At 68.3% G+C, this 18,839-nt stretch carries 19 protein-coding genes; 3 read left to right on the plus strand and 16 right to left on the minus strand.

What is annotated here, in order from left to right:
- Positions 1-59: 59 nt before the first annotated feature.
- The 16 genes from fusA to PYV02_RS05010 all read right to left on the minus strand — a co-directional run bounded on the left by fusA (position 60) and on the right by PYV02_RS05010 (position 15,796).
- Positions 60-2,177, minus strand: coding sequence for an elongation factor G (gene fusA, locus PYV02_RS04935; protein ID WP_275756768.1), 2,118 nt, complete (start codon positions 2,175-2,177; stop codon positions 60-62).
- A gap of 100 nt (positions 2,178-2,277) precedes the next feature.
- Positions 2,278-2,748 (minus strand): 30S ribosomal protein S7, encoded by a 471-nt coding sequence (rpsG, locus tag PYV02_RS04940; protein ID WP_275756770.1) that lies wholly within the window; start codon positions 2,746-2,748, stop codon positions 2,278-2,280.
- The gene (gene rpsL, locus PYV02_RS04945) at positions 2,748-3,122 is read right to left on the minus strand and encodes a 30S ribosomal protein S12 (RefSeq protein WP_275756772.1); all 375 of its coding nucleotides are present in this window, start codon (positions 3,120-3,122) and stop codon (positions 2,748-2,750) included. The genes rpsG and rpsL overlap by 1 nt, the downstream gene beginning before the upstream one ends.
- Before the next feature lie 290 nt (positions 3,123-3,412).
- Positions 3,413-4,168 (minus strand): hypothetical protein, encoded by a 756-nt coding sequence (locus PYV02_RS04950; RefSeq protein ID WP_275756774.1) that lies wholly within the window; start codon positions 4,166-4,168, stop codon positions 3,413-3,415.
- Between the two features lie 43 nt (positions 4,169-4,211).
- Entirely contained in the window at positions 4,212-4,808 is a 597-nt protein-coding gene (locus PYV02_RS04955; protein ID WP_275756776.1) for a hypothetical protein, read from the minus strand.
- Positions 4,805-5,524: a hypothetical protein gene (locus tag PYV02_RS04960; RefSeq protein WP_275756778.1), complete on the minus strand. Its 720-nt coding sequence runs from the start codon at positions 5,522-5,524 to the stop codon at positions 4,805-4,807. Before PYV02_RS04960 ends, PYV02_RS04955 begins: the two co-directional genes overlap by 4 nt.
- Positions 5,521-6,564, minus strand: a complete 1,044-nt coding sequence (pilM, locus tag PYV02_RS04965; RefSeq protein WP_275756780.1) for a type IV pilus assembly protein PilM — start codon at positions 6,562-6,564, stop codon at positions 5,521-5,523. The genes PYV02_RS04960 and pilM overlap by 4 nt, the downstream gene beginning before the upstream one ends.
- Positions 6,564-7,382 (minus strand): prepilin peptidase, encoded by an 819-nt coding sequence (locus PYV02_RS04970; protein WP_275756782.1) that lies wholly within the window; start codon positions 7,380-7,382, stop codon positions 6,564-6,566. The genes pilM and PYV02_RS04970 overlap by 1 nt, the downstream gene beginning before the upstream one ends.
- 2 nt (positions 7,383-7,384) lie before the next feature.
- Positions 7,385-9,337 carry a hypothetical protein gene (locus PYV02_RS04975; RefSeq protein ID WP_275756784.1) on the minus strand — a complete coding sequence of 651 codons (1,953 nt, stop codon included), beginning with the start codon at positions 9,335-9,337 and terminating at the stop codon, positions 7,385-7,387.
- Complete coding sequence (locus PYV02_RS04980; RefSeq protein WP_275756785.1) at positions 9,328-10,017, minus strand: hypothetical protein; 690 nt, start codon at positions 10,015-10,017, stop codon at positions 9,328-9,330. The genes PYV02_RS04975 and PYV02_RS04980 overlap by 10 nt, the downstream gene beginning before the upstream one ends.
- Positions 10,017-10,409: a type IV pilus modification PilV family protein gene (locus tag PYV02_RS04985; RefSeq protein WP_275756787.1), complete on the minus strand. Its 393-nt coding sequence runs from the start codon at positions 10,407-10,409 to the stop codon at positions 10,017-10,019. Before PYV02_RS04985 ends, PYV02_RS04980 begins: the two co-directional genes overlap by 1 nt.
- 110 nt (positions 10,410-10,519) lie before the next feature.
- Positions 10,520-10,930, minus strand: coding sequence for a prepilin-type N-terminal cleavage/methylation domain-containing protein (locus PYV02_RS04990; RefSeq protein WP_275756789.1), 411 nt, complete (start codon positions 10,928-10,930; stop codon positions 10,520-10,522).
- Positions 10,931-11,077: 147 nt separating this feature from the next.
- On the minus strand, positions 11,078-12,310 hold the full coding sequence (locus tag PYV02_RS04995) for a type II secretion system F family protein (RefSeq protein WP_275756791.1): 1,233 nt from the start codon (positions 12,308-12,310) through the stop codon (positions 11,078-11,080).
- Positions 12,310-13,653: a type IV pilus twitching motility protein PilT gene (locus tag PYV02_RS05000; RefSeq protein WP_275756793.1), complete on the minus strand. Its 1,344-nt coding sequence runs from the start codon at positions 13,651-13,653 to the stop codon at positions 12,310-12,312. Before PYV02_RS05000 ends, PYV02_RS04995 begins: the two co-directional genes overlap by 1 nt.
- The gene (locus PYV02_RS05005; RefSeq protein ID WP_275756795.1) at positions 13,653-15,323 is read right to left on the minus strand and encodes a GspE/PulE family protein; all 1,671 of its coding nucleotides are present in this window, start codon (positions 15,321-15,323) and stop codon (positions 13,653-13,655) included. The genes PYV02_RS05000 and PYV02_RS05005 overlap by 1 nt, the downstream gene beginning before the upstream one ends.
- 113 nt (positions 15,324-15,436) lie before the next feature.
- Positions 15,437-15,796 carry a hypothetical protein gene (locus tag PYV02_RS05010; RefSeq protein WP_275756797.1) on the minus strand — a complete coding sequence of 120 codons (360 nt, stop codon included), beginning with the start codon at positions 15,794-15,796 and terminating at the stop codon, positions 15,437-15,439.
- A gap of 160 nt (positions 15,797-15,956) precedes the next feature.
- On the opposite strand from PYV02_RS05010, the gene PYV02_RS05015 reads away from it, so the two are divergent.
- From PYV02_RS05015 to PYV02_RS05025, 3 genes are read left to right on the plus strand one after another with little or no spacing between them, the layout of a single operon-like run.
- Positions 15,957-16,613, plus strand: a complete 657-nt coding sequence (locus PYV02_RS05015) for a response regulator (RefSeq protein ID WP_275756799.1) — start codon at positions 15,957-15,959, stop codon at positions 16,611-16,613.
- A gap of 2 nt (positions 16,614-16,615) precedes the next feature.
- Positions 16,616-17,791 carry a sensor histidine kinase gene (locus PYV02_RS05020; RefSeq protein ID WP_275756801.1) on the plus strand — a complete coding sequence of 392 codons (1,176 nt, stop codon included), beginning with the start codon at positions 16,616-16,618 and terminating at the stop codon, positions 17,789-17,791.
- Positions 17,788-18,792, plus strand: a complete 1,005-nt coding sequence (locus PYV02_RS05025) for a hypothetical protein (RefSeq protein ID WP_275756802.1) — start codon at positions 17,788-17,790, stop codon at positions 18,790-18,792. Before PYV02_RS05020 ends, PYV02_RS05025 begins: the two co-directional genes overlap by 4 nt.
- Positions 18,793-18,839: the final 47 nt, after the last annotated feature.

The following is an 18,839-nucleotide window of genomic DNA, read 5'->3' on the forward strand; positions in this document are numbered from 1 at the left end:
TGCTCGACGATGGTGTGTGGATATGTTACTTGGGTTTTGGGTGAGAGGCCCTGAGAGGGTTACTCGCCCTTGCTCTTCTGGACGATCTCGTCGGCAACAGCCTTCGGGACCTCCGCGTAGCTGTCGAACGTCATGGAGTACACAGCACGCCCGGACGTCTTCGACCGAAGGTCTCCGACGTATCCGAACATCTCCGACAGCGGCACCTTGGCGGTGACGACCTTGACGCCGGTCGCATCCTCCATGGACTGGATCTGCCCGCGCCGCGAGTTCAGGTCGCCGATCACGTCGCCCATGTATTCCTCGGGCGTACGCACCTCGACGGCCATCAGCGGCTCGAGCAGTACGGGGCTCGCCTTGCGCGCGGCCTCCTTGTAGGCCATCGATCCGGCGATCTTGAACGCCATCTCCGAGGAGTCGACGTCGTGCGACGCGCCATCGACGAGGATCGCCTTCACGCCCACGGTCGGGTAGCCCGCCAGCACGCCGACCTGCATCGCGTCCTGGATGCCGTGGTCCACCGAAGGGATGTACTCGCGCGGCACGCGACCACCGGTCACGGCGTTGACGAACTCGTACGTCGTCTCCGGAGTGACCTCGAGCGGCTCGAGCGTGATCTGCACCTTCGCGAACTGGCCGGAACCACCGGTCTGCTTCTTGTGGGTGTAGTCGTACTTCTCGACCGTCTTGCGGATCGTCTCGCGGTAGGCCACCTGCGGCTTGCCGACGTTGGCCTCGACGTTGAACTCGCGCTTCATGCGGTCCACGAGGATGTCCAGGTGCAGCTCGCCCATGCCCTTGATGATGGTCTGGCCGGTGTCCTGGTTCTGCTCGGTGCGGAACGTCGGGTCTTCCTCGGCGAGCTTCTGGATCGCGGTGCCCAGCTTCTCCTGGTCGGCCTTCGTCTTCGGCTCGATCGCGACCTCGATCACGGGGGCCGGGAACGTCATCGACTCGAGCACGACCTGGTTGTTCGCGTCGCTCAGGGTGTCACCGGTGGTGGTGTCCTTGAGACCGATGACCGCGTAGATGTGACCGGCGGTGACCGAGTCGACCGGGTTCTCCTTGTTGGCGTGCATCTGGAAGATCTTGCCGATGCGCTCCTTCTTGCCCTTGGTCGAGTTGACGACCTGGCCACCCGACTCGAGCTTGCCCGAGTAGACGCGGATGTAGGTGAGGCGACCGAAGAACGGGTGCGTCATGATCTTGAACGCGAGCGCGGAGAACGGCTCGCTCGAGTCGGCGTGGCGCTCGATGACCTTCTCCTCATCGCGCACGTCGTGACCCTCGATCGCCGGCATGTCCAGCGGCGACGGCAGGTAGTCCACGACCGCGTCGAGCATGGGCTGCACGCCGCGGTTCTTGAACGCGGAACCGCACAGCACCGGGTAGAGCTCGCTCGCGATGGTGAGCTTGCGGATCGCGGCCTTGATCTCGGCGACGCTGAAGTCGGTGTCGCCCTCGAGGTAACGCTCGAGCAGGGCGTCGTCGGCCTCGGCGACGGTCTCGATCAGGATCGCCCGGTACTCGTTGGCCTTCTCGACCAGGTCGGCCGGGATCTCCTCGATCGCGTACTTCGCACCCATCTCGACGTCACCCTTGGCGTCTCCACGCCACGTGAGGGCACGCATCTCGACCAGGTCGACGACACCCTCGAAGGTGTTCTCGAAACCGATGGGGAGCTGGATGACCAGGGGCTTGGCACCGAGACGCTTCACGATCGTGTCGACCGTGTAGTAGAAGTCGGCACCGAGCTTGTCCATCTTGTTGACGAAGCAGATGCGCGGCACGTCGTACTTGTCGGCCTGGCGCCACACCGTCTCGGACTGGGGCTCCACGCCCTCCTTGCCGTCGAACACCGCGACCGCGCCGTCGAGCACGCGCAGGTTGCGCTCCACCTCGACGGTGAAGTCCACGTGACCGGGGGTGTCGATGATGTTGAGCTGGATGCCGTTCCAGAAGCACGTGGTCGCGGCAGACGTGATCGTGATGCCGCGCTCCTGCTCCTGCGCCATCCAGTCCATCGTCGCGGCCCCGTCGTGCACCTCGCCGATCTTGTGGGTGATGCCCGTGTAGAACAGGATGCGCTCGGTGGTGGTGGTCTTGCCGGCATCGATGTGCGCCATGATGCCGAAGTTACGGACCTTGGTGAGGTCGGTGAGCACGTCCTGTGCCACGGGGGTTCCTTACTTTCGAAGTGTTGGTGGTCGAGCTTGTCGAGACCTGCGTCGAGCCTGTCGAGACCGGATGATCTCGACAGGCTCGATCACCGGAGAGTTACCAGCGGTAGTGCGCGAAGGCCTTGTTGGACTCGGCCATCTTGTGGGTGTCTTCGCGGCGCTTGACCGCGGCACCGAGACCGTTCGACGCGTCGAGGATCTCGTTGGTGAGACGCTCGGTCATCGTCTTCTCGCGACGGCCCTTGGCGTAGCTCGTGAGCCACCGCAGCGCGAGCGTGTTCGCGCGGTGCGGCTTGACCTCGACGGGCACCTGGTAGGTGGAGCCACCGACGCGACGCGACTTGACCTCGAGGGTGGGGCGCACGTTGTCGAGCGCCTTCTTGAGGGTGACGACGGCATCCTGACCGGACTTCGTGGCGACGCCTTCGAGTGCACCGTAGACGATGCGCTCGGCGAGGCCCTTCTTGCCGTCGAGCAGGATCTTGTTGACGAGCTGGCTGACGATGGGTGCGCCGTAGACGGGGTCTGCGACGACGGGGCGCTTGGGTGCTGGTCCTTTACGAGGCATTACTTCTTGTCCAACTTCGCTCCATAGCGGCTGCGAGCCTGCTTGCGGTTCTTGACGGCCTGGGTGTCGAGCGCGCCGCGCACGATCTTGTAGCGCACGCCCGGGAGGTCCTTCACACGACCGCCGCGCACGAGCACCATCGAGTGCTCCTGGAGGTTGTGGCCCTCGCCGGGGATGTAGGCGGTCACCTCGGTGCCGTTGGAGAGCTTGACACGAGCCACCTTGCGAAGCGCGGAGTTCGGCTTCTTCGGGGTCGTGGTGTAGACGCGGGTGCAGACGCCGCGCTGTTGCGGGTTGGACTTCAGGGCGGGCGCCTTGGTCTTGGTGACCTTCGGCGAGCGTCCCTTCCGCACCAACTGCTGGATGGTAGGCACTCAGTAACTCCTTGTAGTCGCTGCACGGTGACAGCGGGTTGATGTGTTTGACATCTCACCCGACGGCACGCCGAGAAGCCTCGAGCGATTCGTTGGGTATGCCGTGGGGGCCGTCCGACGGACGAATCCCTGATGTGCCAGCGCCGCTCACCTTCGCCGGCCGCCGAATGGGCGGGCAGGCATCAATGGCGCGGCAAAGCGCACACCCGATCAAGAATAGTCGCCGGGTCAAACGCGGTCAATCCCGCGGGGCCCGCCCGGGGCCGGATTCGCGCAGAGCGTAGCTGCGACTAGAGCGTGCCGGAGGCTTGCGCCGCGAGGCGCTGCCCCTCGGCCTTCGTCTCCGCGACCTCGCGCTGCCACGCCTCGTGAGCCTCCGCGTTGCGCACCCGGAGCTTGCGTCCGCGACGCGACAGGATCGCACCGGTCCACAACGCGACCTCCCGCGCGAGCAAGGCGGCGATGATCACGAACGGGTTGAGCAGCTGCGCCGAGAACCGGGCAGCGGCCTCGGCCGGGGTGTTCTGCACGATGCCGGTGGTCAGCAGCCCCAGGCCGATGGTGCCGAAATACACGATCAGGCCGACGAAGATGCTGCCGACGATGTGCACCCACCAGTTGGCACGATTGACCACGAGCACCACGAGCACCAGCCCGATCACGAAGAACAGCGTCGGCACGTAGAACTGCGGGTTGGCGAGGAATCCGAAGCCGAACGGCGCGCCGTTGGCGACCCCGACGATCGCCGTGGCGAGCGCGAGCAGCGCGGCGAACACGACCGCCGCCGCGAGCGCGAGCGCGGAGCCGATGCCGCGGTTGCCGAGCTTGCGCGGGGCCGCGGGCGTGGTGACGTAGATGACCTCCCGGGTGGGCGCGGGCGGCTCCGCGACGACCACGGCGTCCTCGACCACGACCTCCTCGACGACCGGCTGCGAGATCCGATCTGCGGGCGCCGCCTCGGGCGCGGTCTCATCGACGACGACGGCGTCCTCGATGACCTCCTCCTTCTTGCGGCGCGGACGTGATGCGGGCGTGGCGTCGGTCATGTCAAGTCTCCTGCCGTTCGCGGACTGGCTCAGTCTACTGAGGCTAGGGCGCGGTGGAGAGGTCCGCGATCACGTAGAGGGCGCCGGTCAGGCTGCCGCGCGTGGTGCCGGCCTCGTCGTTCGCGCTCAGGGTGGAGATCAGGGTCAGCCGCGGCATCGTCTGCACGAGCTCGCTGAATCCGAGCACCGCGGACATAGGACCCGAGACGCCGATCGAGACCGCGATCGAGAGCAGGCCGTCGGGGCCGACCGCGGCATCCGTCTGCGCCGACGCCTCCGCGTCGGCGGTGGTCGCCGTCGGCGGCACGGCCTCGCCCGTCGTCACACTGTCGATCGTGACCCCCGCTGCCGCGGCCGCGGCGGCGAGCTCGTCCAGGAAGTCCTCGAGCCCGTGCTCCGACGGAATCGCGACCGCGAGCTCGTCGAGTTCGTCCCGCAGTTCGTCGATGCGCTCGAACTCGTCGGCGAGCGTGATGAGCTCCGCCTCGGAGTTCGCGTTCTGCGCCTCGACCAGGGTGCGCTCGGTGTCGGATGCCGCGGCCTCCGCGAGCTTGGGTGCGACGCCCAGCAGCCAGCCGAGGGCCAGCACGCCGACCGTCAGCATGCCGAGCACGATCGCGATCAGTCGGTTGCCGTTCATCCGTCGACCTCCGTGGTCTCGTCCTCGGTCGCGCTCTCGTCCTGCCCGGCGGTCTCGTCCTGCCCGGCGGTCTCGCCGAAGCGACCCGCGAGCGCCTCGACCGAGAGACTGATGCCGACCGTCGTCGTGTACTTGCCGTCGGCGAAGCTCACGCTCGTGGGGGCGTGATCGGCGTAGCCCGGCAGCGTCGCGACGCGCCGCATCCACCCCGCGACATCCGGCAGCGTGGTGGTCTGCACCGTGACGGTGATCGAGGCGACGAGCGGCTTGCGCAGCGGACCCGCCGGGATCAACTCGGCATCGCTCGGCAGCCTTCCCTGCGTCGACACCGCGGTCAGCACGGCGTCGGCGGGGAAGATCTTCGTGAGCTCGTCGATGAACGGCTTCCAGAGCACCTCGGTCGCGGTGAGTTCTTCGCGAGCGCGCGTGATCTCCGCGGTGCGCCGGGTGACCTCGAGCACGTCGGCGTACTGCTCTCGCTCGACGAGCAGCTCCTGGGTGCGCGCGTGGGCGGCATCGAGCCCGACGGCCGCGGACGCGGCCCGCAGGAAGGCCGCCCCATAGCCGACCGCGACGATCAGGATCGCCCCGATGAGGGTCATCACGAGGGCACGGCGCAGCCCGGCCCCCCGTCGACGGGCCTTGACCTCGCTCGGGGTCAGGTCGATGCTGGGCGGGCCGCCGAGCACGAGCTCGCCCTTCACCGGGCGGCTCATGCGCGCTGCCCCACGGCGAGGCCGGCGGCCACCGAGAGGTCGGTGTCGAGGTCCGCGGCGCCTTGGGCGCGTCGGCTCAACGCGAGGCCCGTGAAGGCGCCGGCGGTGGCGACCGGGATGCCGGTGGCATCCCCCACGAACTTGGCGAGGTTCTGCAGCCGCGACCCGCCACCGGTGAGCACGAGACGATCGACGCGTTGCGCAGACGGGGTGTTCGCGTAGTACTGCAGCGTGTTGCGAAGTCCGCTGATCAGCTCGTTGCCGGCCTCGTACATCGTCTCGATGGCCGGCCGCTCCTCGGCGCTGACGCCCGCGATGGCGAGCCCGCGGCTGCGCTTGATGTGCTCGGCCTGATCCTGGGTGATCTCCAGACGCGACTGCAGCAGGCGCGTCACATCGTCGCCGCCGGCCGGCGTCAAGCGCACGAAGTGCGGCACCCCGTCGCGCACGACCGTGACGCTCGTGGTCTCCGCCCCGATGTTGACGAACGCGACGACCTCACGGCTGTTGACGTCGCGCGACAGCAGCCTGGTCAGCGCGAAGGGGATGAGGTCCACCTTCACCGGGTGCAGTCCCGCCGCCGTCGCCGCCGCCACGTTCGCCCCGACCGCGGTCTTCGCGGCGGCCACGAGCAGGCCGGTGACCATGGCGACGCCGTTGACGGGCGTCGCCTCGGCGACCGGATAGAAGTCCAGCACCGCGTCTGAGGCCGGGAAGGGCAGCAGCTCCTGCACCTGGAACGGCAGGGACTCGCGGATGCGCTCCAGCGGCATCCGCTGCACCGTCAGCTCGCGGGCGATGACGTTCGGTCCGCCCATGCCGAGCACGACGCTTCTGGTGGAGAACCCACCGGTCGACCACAGCCGCTTGAACGCGGTGGCCACCGTGTTCGCGTCGACGACCTCGCCGCGGCGCACCGAACCCTCCGGCAGCGCGACCTCGTGGTATCGCACGACCACCGGTCGCGCCTTCTCGGCGTGCTGCAGCTCCACGGCTCGCAGACTGCGATTGCCGATGTCGACTCCGACGATGTTTGCCATCAGTCCCCCAACCCGATGAACGAAAGGTATCCGCCGGCGATCCAGTCGCCGGCGACGATGCCCAGCCAGGCTCCGGCGAGCATCCACGGTCCGAACGGGATCCGGGATGCCCGGCCGGCACGGCGAGCGACGATGAGTGCCAGCGAGAAGGCCCCGCCGAGCAGGAAGGCGCCGAAGGCACCCACGATGAGCGGGCCCCAGCCCAGGTAGCCGAGGAAGAGGCCGAGCACGCCGGCGAGCTTGACGTCGCCCATGCCCATGCCGCCCGGCCGGATCACGGCGAGCAACAGATAGAAGGCGGCGAGCGCGAGCATGCCCACCGCCGCACCGAGCAGTCGCGCCGGCTCGCCGGCGAGGAGGGCGGCTGGAATCAGCAGCAGAGCACCGACGGCGTAGGCCGGGAGCGTGATCGCGTTCGGCAGGCGGTGCACGTCCAGGTCGATGAGGGTCAGGGCGATGCTGATCGCCGCGAGGTACAGGAACGCCACGAGCGCCAGCAGCCCTGCCGCGACGGCCGCGGGCGTCGTCGCCGCGAGCACGGCGGGCAGAAAGAGCAGCGCGACGAGGGTGAACGCGAGCGCCGTGCCGAGCTCCACGAGCGGGTAGCGCACGGAGATCGCGGCGTGACAGTCGCGGCACCGGCCGCGCAGCGCGATCCAGGAGAGCACCGGAACGTTGTCGTACCAGCGGATGGGCGCGCCGCACGCACCGCACGCGCTCGGCGGGCGCACGATGGAGCGCCCCGCCGGAACGCGGTACACCACCACGTTCAGGAAGGATCCGATGAGGGAGCCGAACAGCCCGACGACGACGGCCATGATCACGGCACGTCTCGGTAGTAGTCGAGGGCCCCGAGCGAGCCGCCGACCCCGGTGAGGATGGGCGGAAGCACGATGACGCCTCCACCGCCGCCGGCGCCGTTGTCGAGGTCGACGCCCGGCAGGCCGACCTTGACGTACTTCAACTGAGCGGCGCCCCCTACGGTGACCTTGCCCGCGTAGATCTGCCCCTTGAGCACCGTGCTCGAGGCGAGTTCGACCTTGCACGGCGTGTAGATCATGGTGCTGATGGTGTCCGCGAACGTGAAGCCCCCGCCGAGGCTGAAGCTCTGGCCCCAGGCGCAGTCCGCCTGGGTGGCGGTGAGTCCCAGCAGCGGCTTCACCGTGTCGGGTTCGATCAGCCAGAGCCGGCTGCTGCCGCTGGAGGTGAACCCCCCGCTGCCGTCGAGCACGAACTTGTTCGCGAAGATCGCGACATCGCGGTTGAGTGCGATCTTGTCGGAGCCCCCGATCATCACGCCATTGCCGTTGCAGCCGAGCGCGTTGACGAGCACGGCGCCCGTGACGCTCGCGAGCTTCGTGCGCAGCTGGGCGACATCGCAGGTGCCGGTCATGGTGACGACGGTGAAGCCCGTCCAGTCCGCGGCGGTGTAACCGAAGTCGATCCAGTTCGGCACGGTGGGAGCGGTCGGTGTCGGCGCGTTCGCCGTGATCGCGCTCGTCGGCACGCTCGACGCGGATCGGATGGTCTTGGTGCCGGTGACCTTGTTGTCGCCCGTGAAGTTGATCACCGTCGCGGTGACGTTCTTCGCGGTGTTCGACCAGCCGGTCGTGGCATCCGCTCGCCCGTAGATGTCGGCGTCGCCGTTGAGCACGACGCCGCCGTTGAGCGTGAGCTTGCGACCGACCGTCTTGCCGTCGAGGGTCAACTGCGTCAGCGAGACATCGCCGGTGGCGTTGATGCCGCTCTTGAACGTCGTCTGGTTGGCAGTGAGGCTGCCGTTCGCGACGACGTTCTGGTCGATCGTGACCCCGGTCGCGCTCAGCGCCTTCGCGGTGACGGACCCTCCGACGGTGTTGCCCCAGGTGAGGGTGACGTCCCCGGTCGACCAGATGCTCCCGCCGATGGGCCGCGATGCTGTGACGCCATTGGCCACGACGTTGCCACCGACGCCGGTGCCGCCGTCGATCGTCGCAGACCCCGAGGCCCACACGTTGCCGGTGACGACGCAACTGCCATTCACGGTGATGCTGCCGTCGGCGGCGATGATGTCGGCGATGCCAGCGGAGGCACCATTGCAGTTGACGTTGCCCTTTCGGATCAGCACGCTGGGTCGGCTGCCGTCCACCGGCATGAGCGTGCCGGAGCCCGCGAACCCGTCGGAGCTGTACGCGTAGATCGCCGCGCCGCTGGCGAGGATCTGCGGTGCCGCCGGCGTCTCCAGCGTGATGATCGACCAGCCGTAGACCGCCTCGACGGTGTGCTCGTCCAGGGCCGAGACCCCGCTCGTCCCCGGGTTGGCCGCGTAGCCGGTGGACTCGACGCGCACCTGGTAGTTCAGCAGGCCTCCGATGAGGGTGCGGGGCGGGCATCCGTCGGTCCAGCCGTCCGAGAGCACCGGCTTGTACTGCACCTTCGCCGCGAAGTAGGGGTCGGATGCCGCGACGCCTAGATCGGCGAGCGTCAGCGACGGCTCGCCGAGCGCGGCGGCCTCGGCGGCGAGCACCGCGCTCGTGTAGACCTGCCCGTAGGTGCGGTTCGCGGTCGGAGCGCAGGAGTCCTGCTTCAGGCGGTCCGTGAGATAGGCGACCCCGGCATCCGCTGCGGCCTGCGCCTGGACGCCCGCACGAGTGGACGAGGTGTAGCTCAGCGCCTGCACGGTGGAGACCGTGACGACGGTGGTGATGAGGGCGGCGACGGCGACCAGGCCGACGACGGCGATCAGGGTGCTCCCGGATTCGTCACGGGCACGCGCACGGAGGTTCAGAAACATGTCGGCTCCTCGTCCTTGTATGGCTGGCGACCGCCCGCTGTGGTCTCGATCAGCACCGGTGCGGTGTTCGTTCCGCCGGTGACCTCGAAGGTGATGGTCGCGCTGCGGTTGCCGGCGGCGGCGAACACGGGCGTAGTGGCACCGCCCGCGACGGTGCCCTTCGGCAGCACCCCCGTTGCGGCGACCGACCAGACCGGGTCGCCCTCGGAACGTCCGAAGAGCCAGTCGAGGGTGTCGCCCACGATGCCGCCGAGGTCGATCGCCTCGGTGAGTCCGGATCCCAAGTCGATCCAGTTGGTGATGCTCGCGCCCCAGGGCCAGGTGGACTCGCCCTCGAACGTGGTGTGGAAGACGGCCTGGGCCGTCGCGTCATAGAACCAGGCCTCGCAGTGATAGTCGACGTCGCCGTCGCCCGTGGCGGTGCGCGCGACGAGCACCTGCGAGTCACTCGTCGCCCCGTCGAACACGGCGACCGCGGAAGCACCGCGCAGCTGCTGATCGACCTGTCGTGCCATGAGCTGGGCGCGGCTCGCGGCATCCGCGGTCGAGGTGATGATGTTCTGCGCCGAGAACGACGAGATGAAGAACGTGCCGACGAGCACGAGCACGAGCACGCCGAGTGCGGCCGACACGATGAGCTCGATGAGGCTCATGCCCTCGTCGCGATGGTCGCCGGCCATCAGCCGAGCCTCACCATGGTGGTGGCCCGCGCGAGCACGGTTTGCTCTCCGGATGCCTCGCGCACGACCACGCTGATGGTCTCCGGCTGCCCGTCCCCGGCTACGCAGGTGACGACGCGCACGACCTGCAGCTGCCCGCCGCGGCCGTCCGACTTGAACGTCGACGAGGCGAGGGCGTTGAGTGCTGCGCAATCGGCGTAGCTGCCGTCGCGAGTGGATTCGATGGCCTGGTTGGCCAGTTGGGTCGCCGTGGCGGTGACCGCGTTCGAGGCCGTGGACTTGAGCCCGGTGATGAGCACGGGGAGGAAGGCGACCGCGAGCAGCGCGAGCATGAACATCGAGACGACGATCTCGATCATGCCGAGACCTTCATCGTCGTGAACGTCGACCATGGCTGCTTCTCCCCCAGATGAAGCGCGGAAAACCGGATGAAACGCGAGCGTGAAAACCGGGCGAATGCGTCAGGGGCACCGCGTGCGGCGGTGCCCCTGACGGCTAGGTGTTAAGCCGGGCAGGCTTCCTTGACCGGTCCGCCGTCGGCCGTGACGCTCCAGCCGCCCGCGGCGGCGGTCTGCAGGCAGAAGTCGGTCGAACCGCCGGCGCCAACCGTGACGCTTCCGTCCTTCGGCCAGCCGAAGGTCTCAAGTGCGGTGAGCTGATCCGCCGTGAGCGTGTCGCCAGGAGCAGCGTTGTTCACGATGTACGACGTGTAGGCGATTTTCGCGTTGGCGAGGTTGGCCTTCGCCGCGGCTTCTTCAGCCTGCGCCTGCTGACCCAGGAACACCGGGATCGCGATCGCGGCGAGGACGCCGATGATGAGCACGACGACGATGAGCTCGATGAGCGTGAAGCCCTCGTCGTTCTTGGTGAGCTGCACGCGCTTCTTGGAGAGCGCGTCGATGAACTTCTGCATTGTCATTCCTGTCTGTAAAGAGATGCGGACAGGAGGTCCCCCAGTATTGATTTGACCCCCACGACAATGGTGGTGGCCGGGGGCGTGTCCCCCAATCCCGCGAACAGGGGGTTTCGACAGGTTTGTGTACCCCAGTTCGGGGTACGGCTACTTGATCTGGTCGAAGATCGTGAAGACCGGCAGATAGAGCGCGACGACCATGCCGCCGATCACGATGCCGAGGAACGCGATGAGCAGCGGCTCGATGAGCGAGGTCAGCTGCTCCGTGGTCGACTGCACCTCGGACTCGTAGAAGTCGGCGATCTTGTTGAGCATCGGCTCGAGGGCGCCGGAGTCCTCACCGACGGCGATCATCTGCGTCACCATCGACGGGAAGACGGGCTCTTGTGCGAGCGGGCCGGCGATGGACTTGCCGGTGCGCACGGCATCCTGCACCTTGTGCAGCGCGTTCTCGATCACCCAGTTGCCGGAGGTCTCCCCCACGATGCCGAGCGCCTGCAGAATCGGCACGCCGGAGCCGGTCATCGTCGCGAAGTTGCGGGCGAACCGCGCGATGCCGACCTTCGCGAACAGCGGCCCGAACACCGGGATCTTCAGCTTCCACGGGTCGACGACCCTGCGCACCGAGTCCTTGTGCTTGTTGCGGCCCCACCAGATGCTGAACCCGACGATCGAGACGATGAGCAGCGGCGCGATCCAGAACATCTGCTTGGAGATGGCGACCAGGATCAGCGTCGGGATCGGCAGCTCCCCACCGAGGTCGGCGAACATCTTCTCGAAGATCGGCACGATAAACGTGAGCATCGCGACGATCGACAGCAGCGCGATGATCAGCACGATCACCGGGTAGGTCATCGCGGACTTGATGGTCTGGCGCAGCTTGACGTCGGCCTCGAAGGTCGCCGCGATCGACAGCAGCGACTTGTCGAGGAAGCCGCCGAGCTCCCCCGCCCGGATCAGGTGGATCATCAACGGCGGGAAGATCATGGGATGCTTCGCGAACGCTCCCGACAGCGACTCGCCGGACTCGACGGCATTGCGCACCTCGGTCAGCGCCTTGCCGAGCGTGGGGTTCTCCGTCTGGTCCGCGAGGATCGAGAGCGTCTTCAACAGGGACAGCCCGGCGCTGACCATCGTGGACATCTGGCGCGTCATGATCGCCAGGTCTTTGAGCGTGACCTTCTTCTCGAAGAGCCCGCCCAGGGTGATGTCGCGGTTGAGCCCGGTTCCCGCCCCCGCCTCGTTGAGTTGCATGGGCGAGAGGCCGAGCGTGCGCATGCGGGCGACCGCGGCGGCCTCGGAGGTCGCATCCAGCTTGCCCTTGACGACCTTGCCCTCGGGGTCACGCGCCTTGTAAGCCCAGGTCTGCGCCGTCGACATCAGTAGCTCCTTCCGAGGTCTCCGACATCGCGGTGCACGAGACGGGCGAACGTCGCCTTGTCGTGCACCTTCGTCAGCGCCTCCTGCATCGCGACCCGGCCCGAGTTGACCAGTTCCGCGAGGTGCTGGTCCATGGTGTGCATGCCGGCCTCCTTGCCCGCCTGCATCGCCGAGGGGATCTGGTAGGTCTTGCCCTCGCGGATCAGGTTCGCGACGGCCGGCGTGGTGAGCATCACCTCCGTGGCCACCACCCGCCCCGTGCCGCTGGCGTGCTTGACGAGGGTCTGACAGACCACGCCCTGCAGGGTGGCCGCAAGTTGCGCGCGCACCTGACCCTGCTGGTGGGGCGGGAACACGTCGATGACGCGGTCGATGGTCTGCGGGGCATCCTGCGTGTGCAGGGTCGCGAACACCAGGTGACCGGTCTCGGCGGCGGTGAGGGCCACCGAGATGGTCTCGAGGTCGCGCAGCTCGCCGACGAGGATGACGTCGGGGTCCTGCCGCAGCACGTGCTTGAGGGCCGCCCCGAAGCTGTGCGTGTCGTGCCCCACCTCGCGCTGATTGATCAGCGAGCGGTGGTTCTGATGCAGGAACTCGATCGGGTCTTCGACGGTCATGATGTGATCGGATCGCGTGCGATTGACGAGGTCGATGAGCGCCGCGAGGGTCGTCGACTTGCCCGAGCCGGTGGGACCGGTGACGAGCACGAGACCGCGGGCCAGCTTGGCGAACTGCCCGACCGACTCGGGCACGCCGAGATCGCCGAGCTGCTTGATCTCGGTGGGGATGAGACGGAAAGCCCCGCCGATCGCGTTGCGCTGCTGGTAGAAGTTCACGCGGAACCGAGCGTTCGCCGAGACGGTGAAGGCGAAGTCGAGCTCGAGGTCGCGCTCGAAGGCCTCGCGCTGCGGCTCGGTCATGATGCCGTAGAGCGCGGAGGTGACCTTGTGGCGCTCCCACGGCGTGCCGGAGATCGGCCGCAGGGCGCCGTCGACGCGGATCATCGGCGGCGCGTTCACGGTGATGTGGAGATCGGATGCCCCGGCCAGAAGCACCTGCTGCAGCGCCGCGATGAGATCGGGATCGGCACCCGACCGCGGCGGCGGCGGCGCGCTCTCCGCGACGGGCGGCGGAGCCGCTGCGAAGGCGGGGGGTGCCTGTTGCGCGGTGCCGAGGTTGGGCTGCCCGGCCGTCGGCGCAGCGGGCGAGTCCGTCGGCAGCACCGGTGGCGGCGCGGACTGGTACGCGGGCGGAGCGGTCGATGCCTGACGGCCGGGCGGTGGCACTGCGGCCTCATCACGAAGCCCGCCGTTGACGGGAATCTCGTAGATCGGCTTGTTCACTACGCCACCACTCTCAGGATCTCTTCCACCGACGTCAGCCCCAACTGCGCCTTCGCCCACCCGTCCTGGCGCAGGGTGAGCATGCCCTGCGCGATCGCGGTGCGGGTGATCTCGGCGCTCGACGCGCGCGCGACCGCGAGTCGCTCGATCTCCTCGGTGACGGTCATCACCTCGTGCAGCGCGATGCGGCCTCGGTATCCCGTGTTGGAGCAGCTCTGGCATCCGGTCGCCCGGAAGATCGGGCCCGTCGGCGGCTGGGTCTCGGCGCCCACGCGCAGCGCCGCGAGTTCACCGGAATCCGGCTGATACGGCACCTTGCAGCGATCGCAGAGCCGCCGCGCGAGACGCTGGGCCACCACGCAGTCCAGCGCGGAGCCGACCAGGAACGGCTCGATCTCCATCTCCGTCAGCCGGGTGATCGCGCTGGGCGCGTCGTTGGTGTGCAGCGTGCTGAGCACGAGGTGACCGGTCAGAGATGCCTCGATCGCGATCTGGGCGGTCTCATGGTCCCGGATCTCGCCGACCAGCACCACGTCGGGGTCGGAGCGCAGGATGCTGCGCAGCGCGCTCGCGAAGGTCAGCCCCGCCTTGGGATTCACCTGCACCTGGTTGATGCCGGGCATCCGATACTCGACCGGGTCTTCGACCGTGATGACGTTGATCTCGGGGCGGGCGACGGCGTGCAGGGTCGTGTAGAGCGTGGTCGACTTGCCGGAACCCGTGGGTCCGGTGACCAGGATCATGCCGTACGGCTTCGTGTACGAGCGGCGGTAGGCCTCGAAGTTGTGCGGCAGCAGTGCGAGGTCTTCCATCGCCATGCTCGAGGAGTTGTTGTCGAGGATTCGCATGACGACCTTCTCGCCCCACACGGTGGGCAGGGTCGCGACGCGCAGGTCGATCTTCCGCCCGCCATGGCTGACCGACATGCGGCCGTCCTGCGGTCGTCGACGCTCGGCGATGTCAATGTCGGCCATGATCTTCAGGCGCGAGATCACGCCGTTCTGGATGTTCTTGGGTGCGCGCTGCATCTCGTGCATGACGCCGTCGATGCGGTAGCGCACGCCCATGTCGTACTCACCCGGCTCGATGTGGATGTCGGAGGCGAGATCCTGGATGCCCTGGCTGATGAGCAGGTTGACGAAGCGCACGATCGGCGCGTCGTCCTCCTTCGGCTCGGACGGATCCGCGCGCACGAGATCGGAACCACCGGCCTCCTGCTCAAGCTCCGAACTCAGGGACTCGAGCTCGCCGTCCGCGCGGTGGAACCGGTCGATGGCGGCGAGCAGGTCGCTGCGTTCGGCCACGACGCACTTGACCTGACGTCCCGCGATGGCCCGCACGTCGTCGACGGCGAAAACGTTGCCCGGATCGACCATGGCCAGGATCAGGTAGCCGCCGGCGAATCCGATCGGCAGCACGCCGTAGCGGCGGCACATCGTGCTCGGCACGAGCGCGACGGCGTTGTGGTCGACGGGGTAGTCGAGCAACTCCACGAAGGGCAGCCCGGCCTGGGCGGCGCGGGCCGATGCCAGCTGGGTCTCGGTGAGCACACCCTGCTCCAGCAGGTCGTGCGCGAGCTGCTCGTCATTGTTGCGGTCGCCGGTGAGCTGGTCCAGGCTCTCGATCGGCATGACGCCGCGAAGGATGAGGATCTCGGCAAGAGACGCCACGCCATCACCTCCCCCAGGTTGCGGCGCACTGCACAGTTCCCCCCGTGCAGCGACTGCTCAACGCTACGGGCAGTCACAGAGGCCACACCAGTCCCGCGTCGGGGGGACAGGGATCAGCTCGCGGCGCGCAGCCATCCCGGGATCGAGGCGAGGTCCGCCGTGCGTCCAACCACGATGTGGTGCAGCACATCGAGCACGTCGTCCACGTGCGGGCCGAGGGCGAGCGCCATGCGGTTTCGGGCGGCGGGGTCGGCCACGCTGAGCTGATCCACGATGCGGTCGAAGGAACTGGCCAGGGGGTGGGTCACGTCGTGCGGCCAGGCGGAGAGATCGATCACATCCCGAACCACCGACGACGCGCAACCGGCACAGTCACGCGCCGACGGCAGTCCCGGTGGCCACCAGGAGGCGACCAGGGTGTACCAGGAGTCCAGGTGACTTGCGACAACGTCGTCGATCGCAGCGTCATCCATCGGGGTAAGTCCTCCTGGGATCGTTCATCGGGTGGCCCCAGCGTGTCAGTGGGAACGCTCCCGCGGCAGTCGTCAGTTCTCATGACACCCGTTCGGGGGGTAGGACGATGCGTACCTGGCCGGGGAAGTGCGCAATAGTGGGGGCGGGAGGTTCCGCCAGGTGTCGACGCTCCAGTCCTCAGCCGCCATCCGGCTCGCTCACGTGGACGATCACGAGACCGTACGGCTCGGGTTCGCACACCTGATCGCGGGCGAGGCCGATCTCGAGCTGGTGGCCTCCGTCGCGACGATCGCGGAGTTGCTGCCGAGGCTCGGTGAAGTCGATCTCATCGTGCTCGATCTGCAGCTCTCCGACGGCTCGAGCCTGAACCACAACCTCAACGCGCTGGCGGGCGGCGCGGCCCGAGTCCTGGCGTTCACCGGGGCCGACAACCCGGCGAATCTGCGGCTCGCCTCACGGGCCGGCGTGCTGGGCATCCTGCGGAAGTCGGAGACGCGAGAGGTGATCCTCGACGCGCTCCGTCGGGCCGGACGAGGCGAGGGCATCGTGACCACCGAGTGGGCGGCCGCACTCGATTCCGATCCTCATCTCTCCTCCGCCGGGCTCAGCCCGAAGGAGCAGGAGGTGCTCGCGCTGTACGCCTCCGGCGACAAGTCGAGCGTGGTCGCGTACCGCGCCGGCCTCTCGGCGGGCACGGTGGCGGAGTACGTGCGGCGCATCCGGCACAAGTACGCGATGGCGGGCAGGCCCGCTCACACCAAGGTCGATCTGTACAAGCGCGCGGTCGAAGACGGCATCCTGCCGCAGGTGGAGTGAGCGTGGCCGGCGACATCACCACCGCGGCCCGTGTGGGGGTGCTGCGGGGTATCACCGTGGTCTTCGGTATCACGACCCTCGTGTTCGTGCCCCTGACGACCGGCTACATGGCCGATCAGGCGCACCTCGTTCCCCCTGCTTGGCAGTGGACCGCGATCGGCATCGTGTTCGTGCTGCCGCCCCTGTTCGCCGCCCTGTCGTTCCGACTGTCGGCCCGGGTGCTGCGCCGACTCCTCGGCGGCTACGCGGTGGCCTTCGCCGCGGTCGCGCTGAGCTGGCTCCTGGTCATGGCACCGGAGCCGCTGCCCGTGACCTCGACGCCCTGGCCCCTGTCGGTCATGGGACTCGGCACGGCGGCCGCCGCGCTGGCCTGGCGGCCGGCCGCCGCATGGGCCTATCTGATCGCGGCCGGGCTCGCGATCGGGCCGGTGCGCCACATCGCCACCGGAAGCCTCGCCTGGGCGCCAGCGCTGCAGGACGTGCTCTACGGCTTGACCTTCATGTCCGTCTTCACCGCGCTGATCCTGCTCACCCGCGCCAATGCCAGAGACCTCGATCTCGCGGTGATGGAGGCCCAGCAGGTCGCCGCGCGCACCGCGAGTGCGATCGCCCGCGACCGGGAGCAGACCCGGCTTGATGCGCTGGTGCACGACGAGGTGATCTCGGCCCTGTACTACGCCTCGCTCGGCGACGCCGCACTGGACGACTCCGTTCGCCGTCAGGCCCGGCACGCACTGGCCGAGCTCGAACGACTTCGCTCTCCGGACGCCGTCGCCGAACACGCGGATGCCCTCGCCTTCGCGGAGCGGATCCGAGCCATCACCACGGGACTGTCCACCCACACCAGGTTCCTGGTGACGCTCGAGCGCACCCAGCCCGTGCCCGCCGAGGTCGCGGCCGGCTTCGCCGAGGCGACGGCCGAAGCGCTGCGCAACAGCCTTCAGCATGCCGGAGCGCAAGCATCGCGCAGCGTCGTCGCGACCATCCGAGAGGATTCGATCGTCGTCGAGATCGTCGATGACGGGGCCGGCTTCGACCCGGCTTCGTTGCCGCCGCATCGGCTCGGCATCACAGTGAGCATTCGCGGCAGGCTCTCGGCCATCCCCGGCGCACGCGCCACGATCTCCTCGAAGGTCGGTGACGGCACCACCGTGCGCCTCGAGTGGCGACCGGCATGAGCCGAATCGAGGATGCGCGGCGGCGCGGTCGCCTCGAGCTCACCGGTGCCCGCGCCAGGGCCTTCATCTGGCTGTACTTCGTCACCGTGGCGGCGGTCGCAATCTGGTCGCTGGACAGCGTGCGCTCACCGTGGCCGACCGTCGTCGCGATCGTCATCTTCGGGCTGACCTGCCTCGTGCTCTCACTGGACACCGGCGACCGTCTCTCGCTTCGCTCCGCGCTGTTCGCCTGCGCGTCGGGGCTCGTGATGACCCTGCTGGTGTCATGGCAGGTGGTCGAGTACGAGCACACCCAGTGGCAGTATGCGCAGTGGTATTTCGGGGCCGCCGTCGTGGCCCAGTTCTACCTCTGCCTGCGCGGTCGCGCCGGCTGGGCCTGGATCGGCTACGCCGCGATGTCGGCCGTGGTCGCCGTCTGGGCCATCACCACGGACAGTTCGTCCGCGGTCGCCCTGATCGCGCGACAGCTGCCCGTCATCGTCACCGGCACGGTCTTCGCGATCAGCATGCGCCGCACCGTCGACCAGATCGAGTCCCTCGCGGCCGACACCTCGGCCCGCATGGCCGCGAAGGCCGCCACCGAGGCGACGGCCGCCGAGCGCCGGGCACGGCTTGCGGAGCTCGAGACGCTGGCCACGCCCCTGCTGAGACGGCTGGCCGAGGATCGACCGCCCACCGACGACGAGCGCGTCGAGTTCGCACTCGCGGAGGCGGAGCTGCGCGACAGCGTGCGCGGTCGCTCGTTCAGAACCCCCACCGTCTCGGACGCCGCCCGCGACGCGAGGCGACGCGGCGTCGGTGTGATCCTGCTCGACGACAGCGGCGCCTCGGTGCCACAGACCGACCTGGCTCGCGTGCACGACGCACTGGTTCGTGCCCTGGAGTCCGCGATGGACGGCACCGTGACCGCGCGGCTCATGCCGACCGGTCGTGAGCAGATCGCCACAATCGTCGTCGACGGCACGGCCTATGCCAAGCACGAGGTCACGCACCTCGGTTAACGCAAGAGGGCCCCTGCCGAAGCAGAGGCCCTCTCGTGATGCCTGCG

The sequence above is a fragment of the Antiquaquibacter metalliresistens genome (assembly GCF_029211225.1).
Classification (GTDB): domain Bacteria; phylum Actinomycetota; class Actinomycetes; order Actinomycetales; family Microbacteriaceae; genus Rhodoglobus; species Rhodoglobus metalliresistens.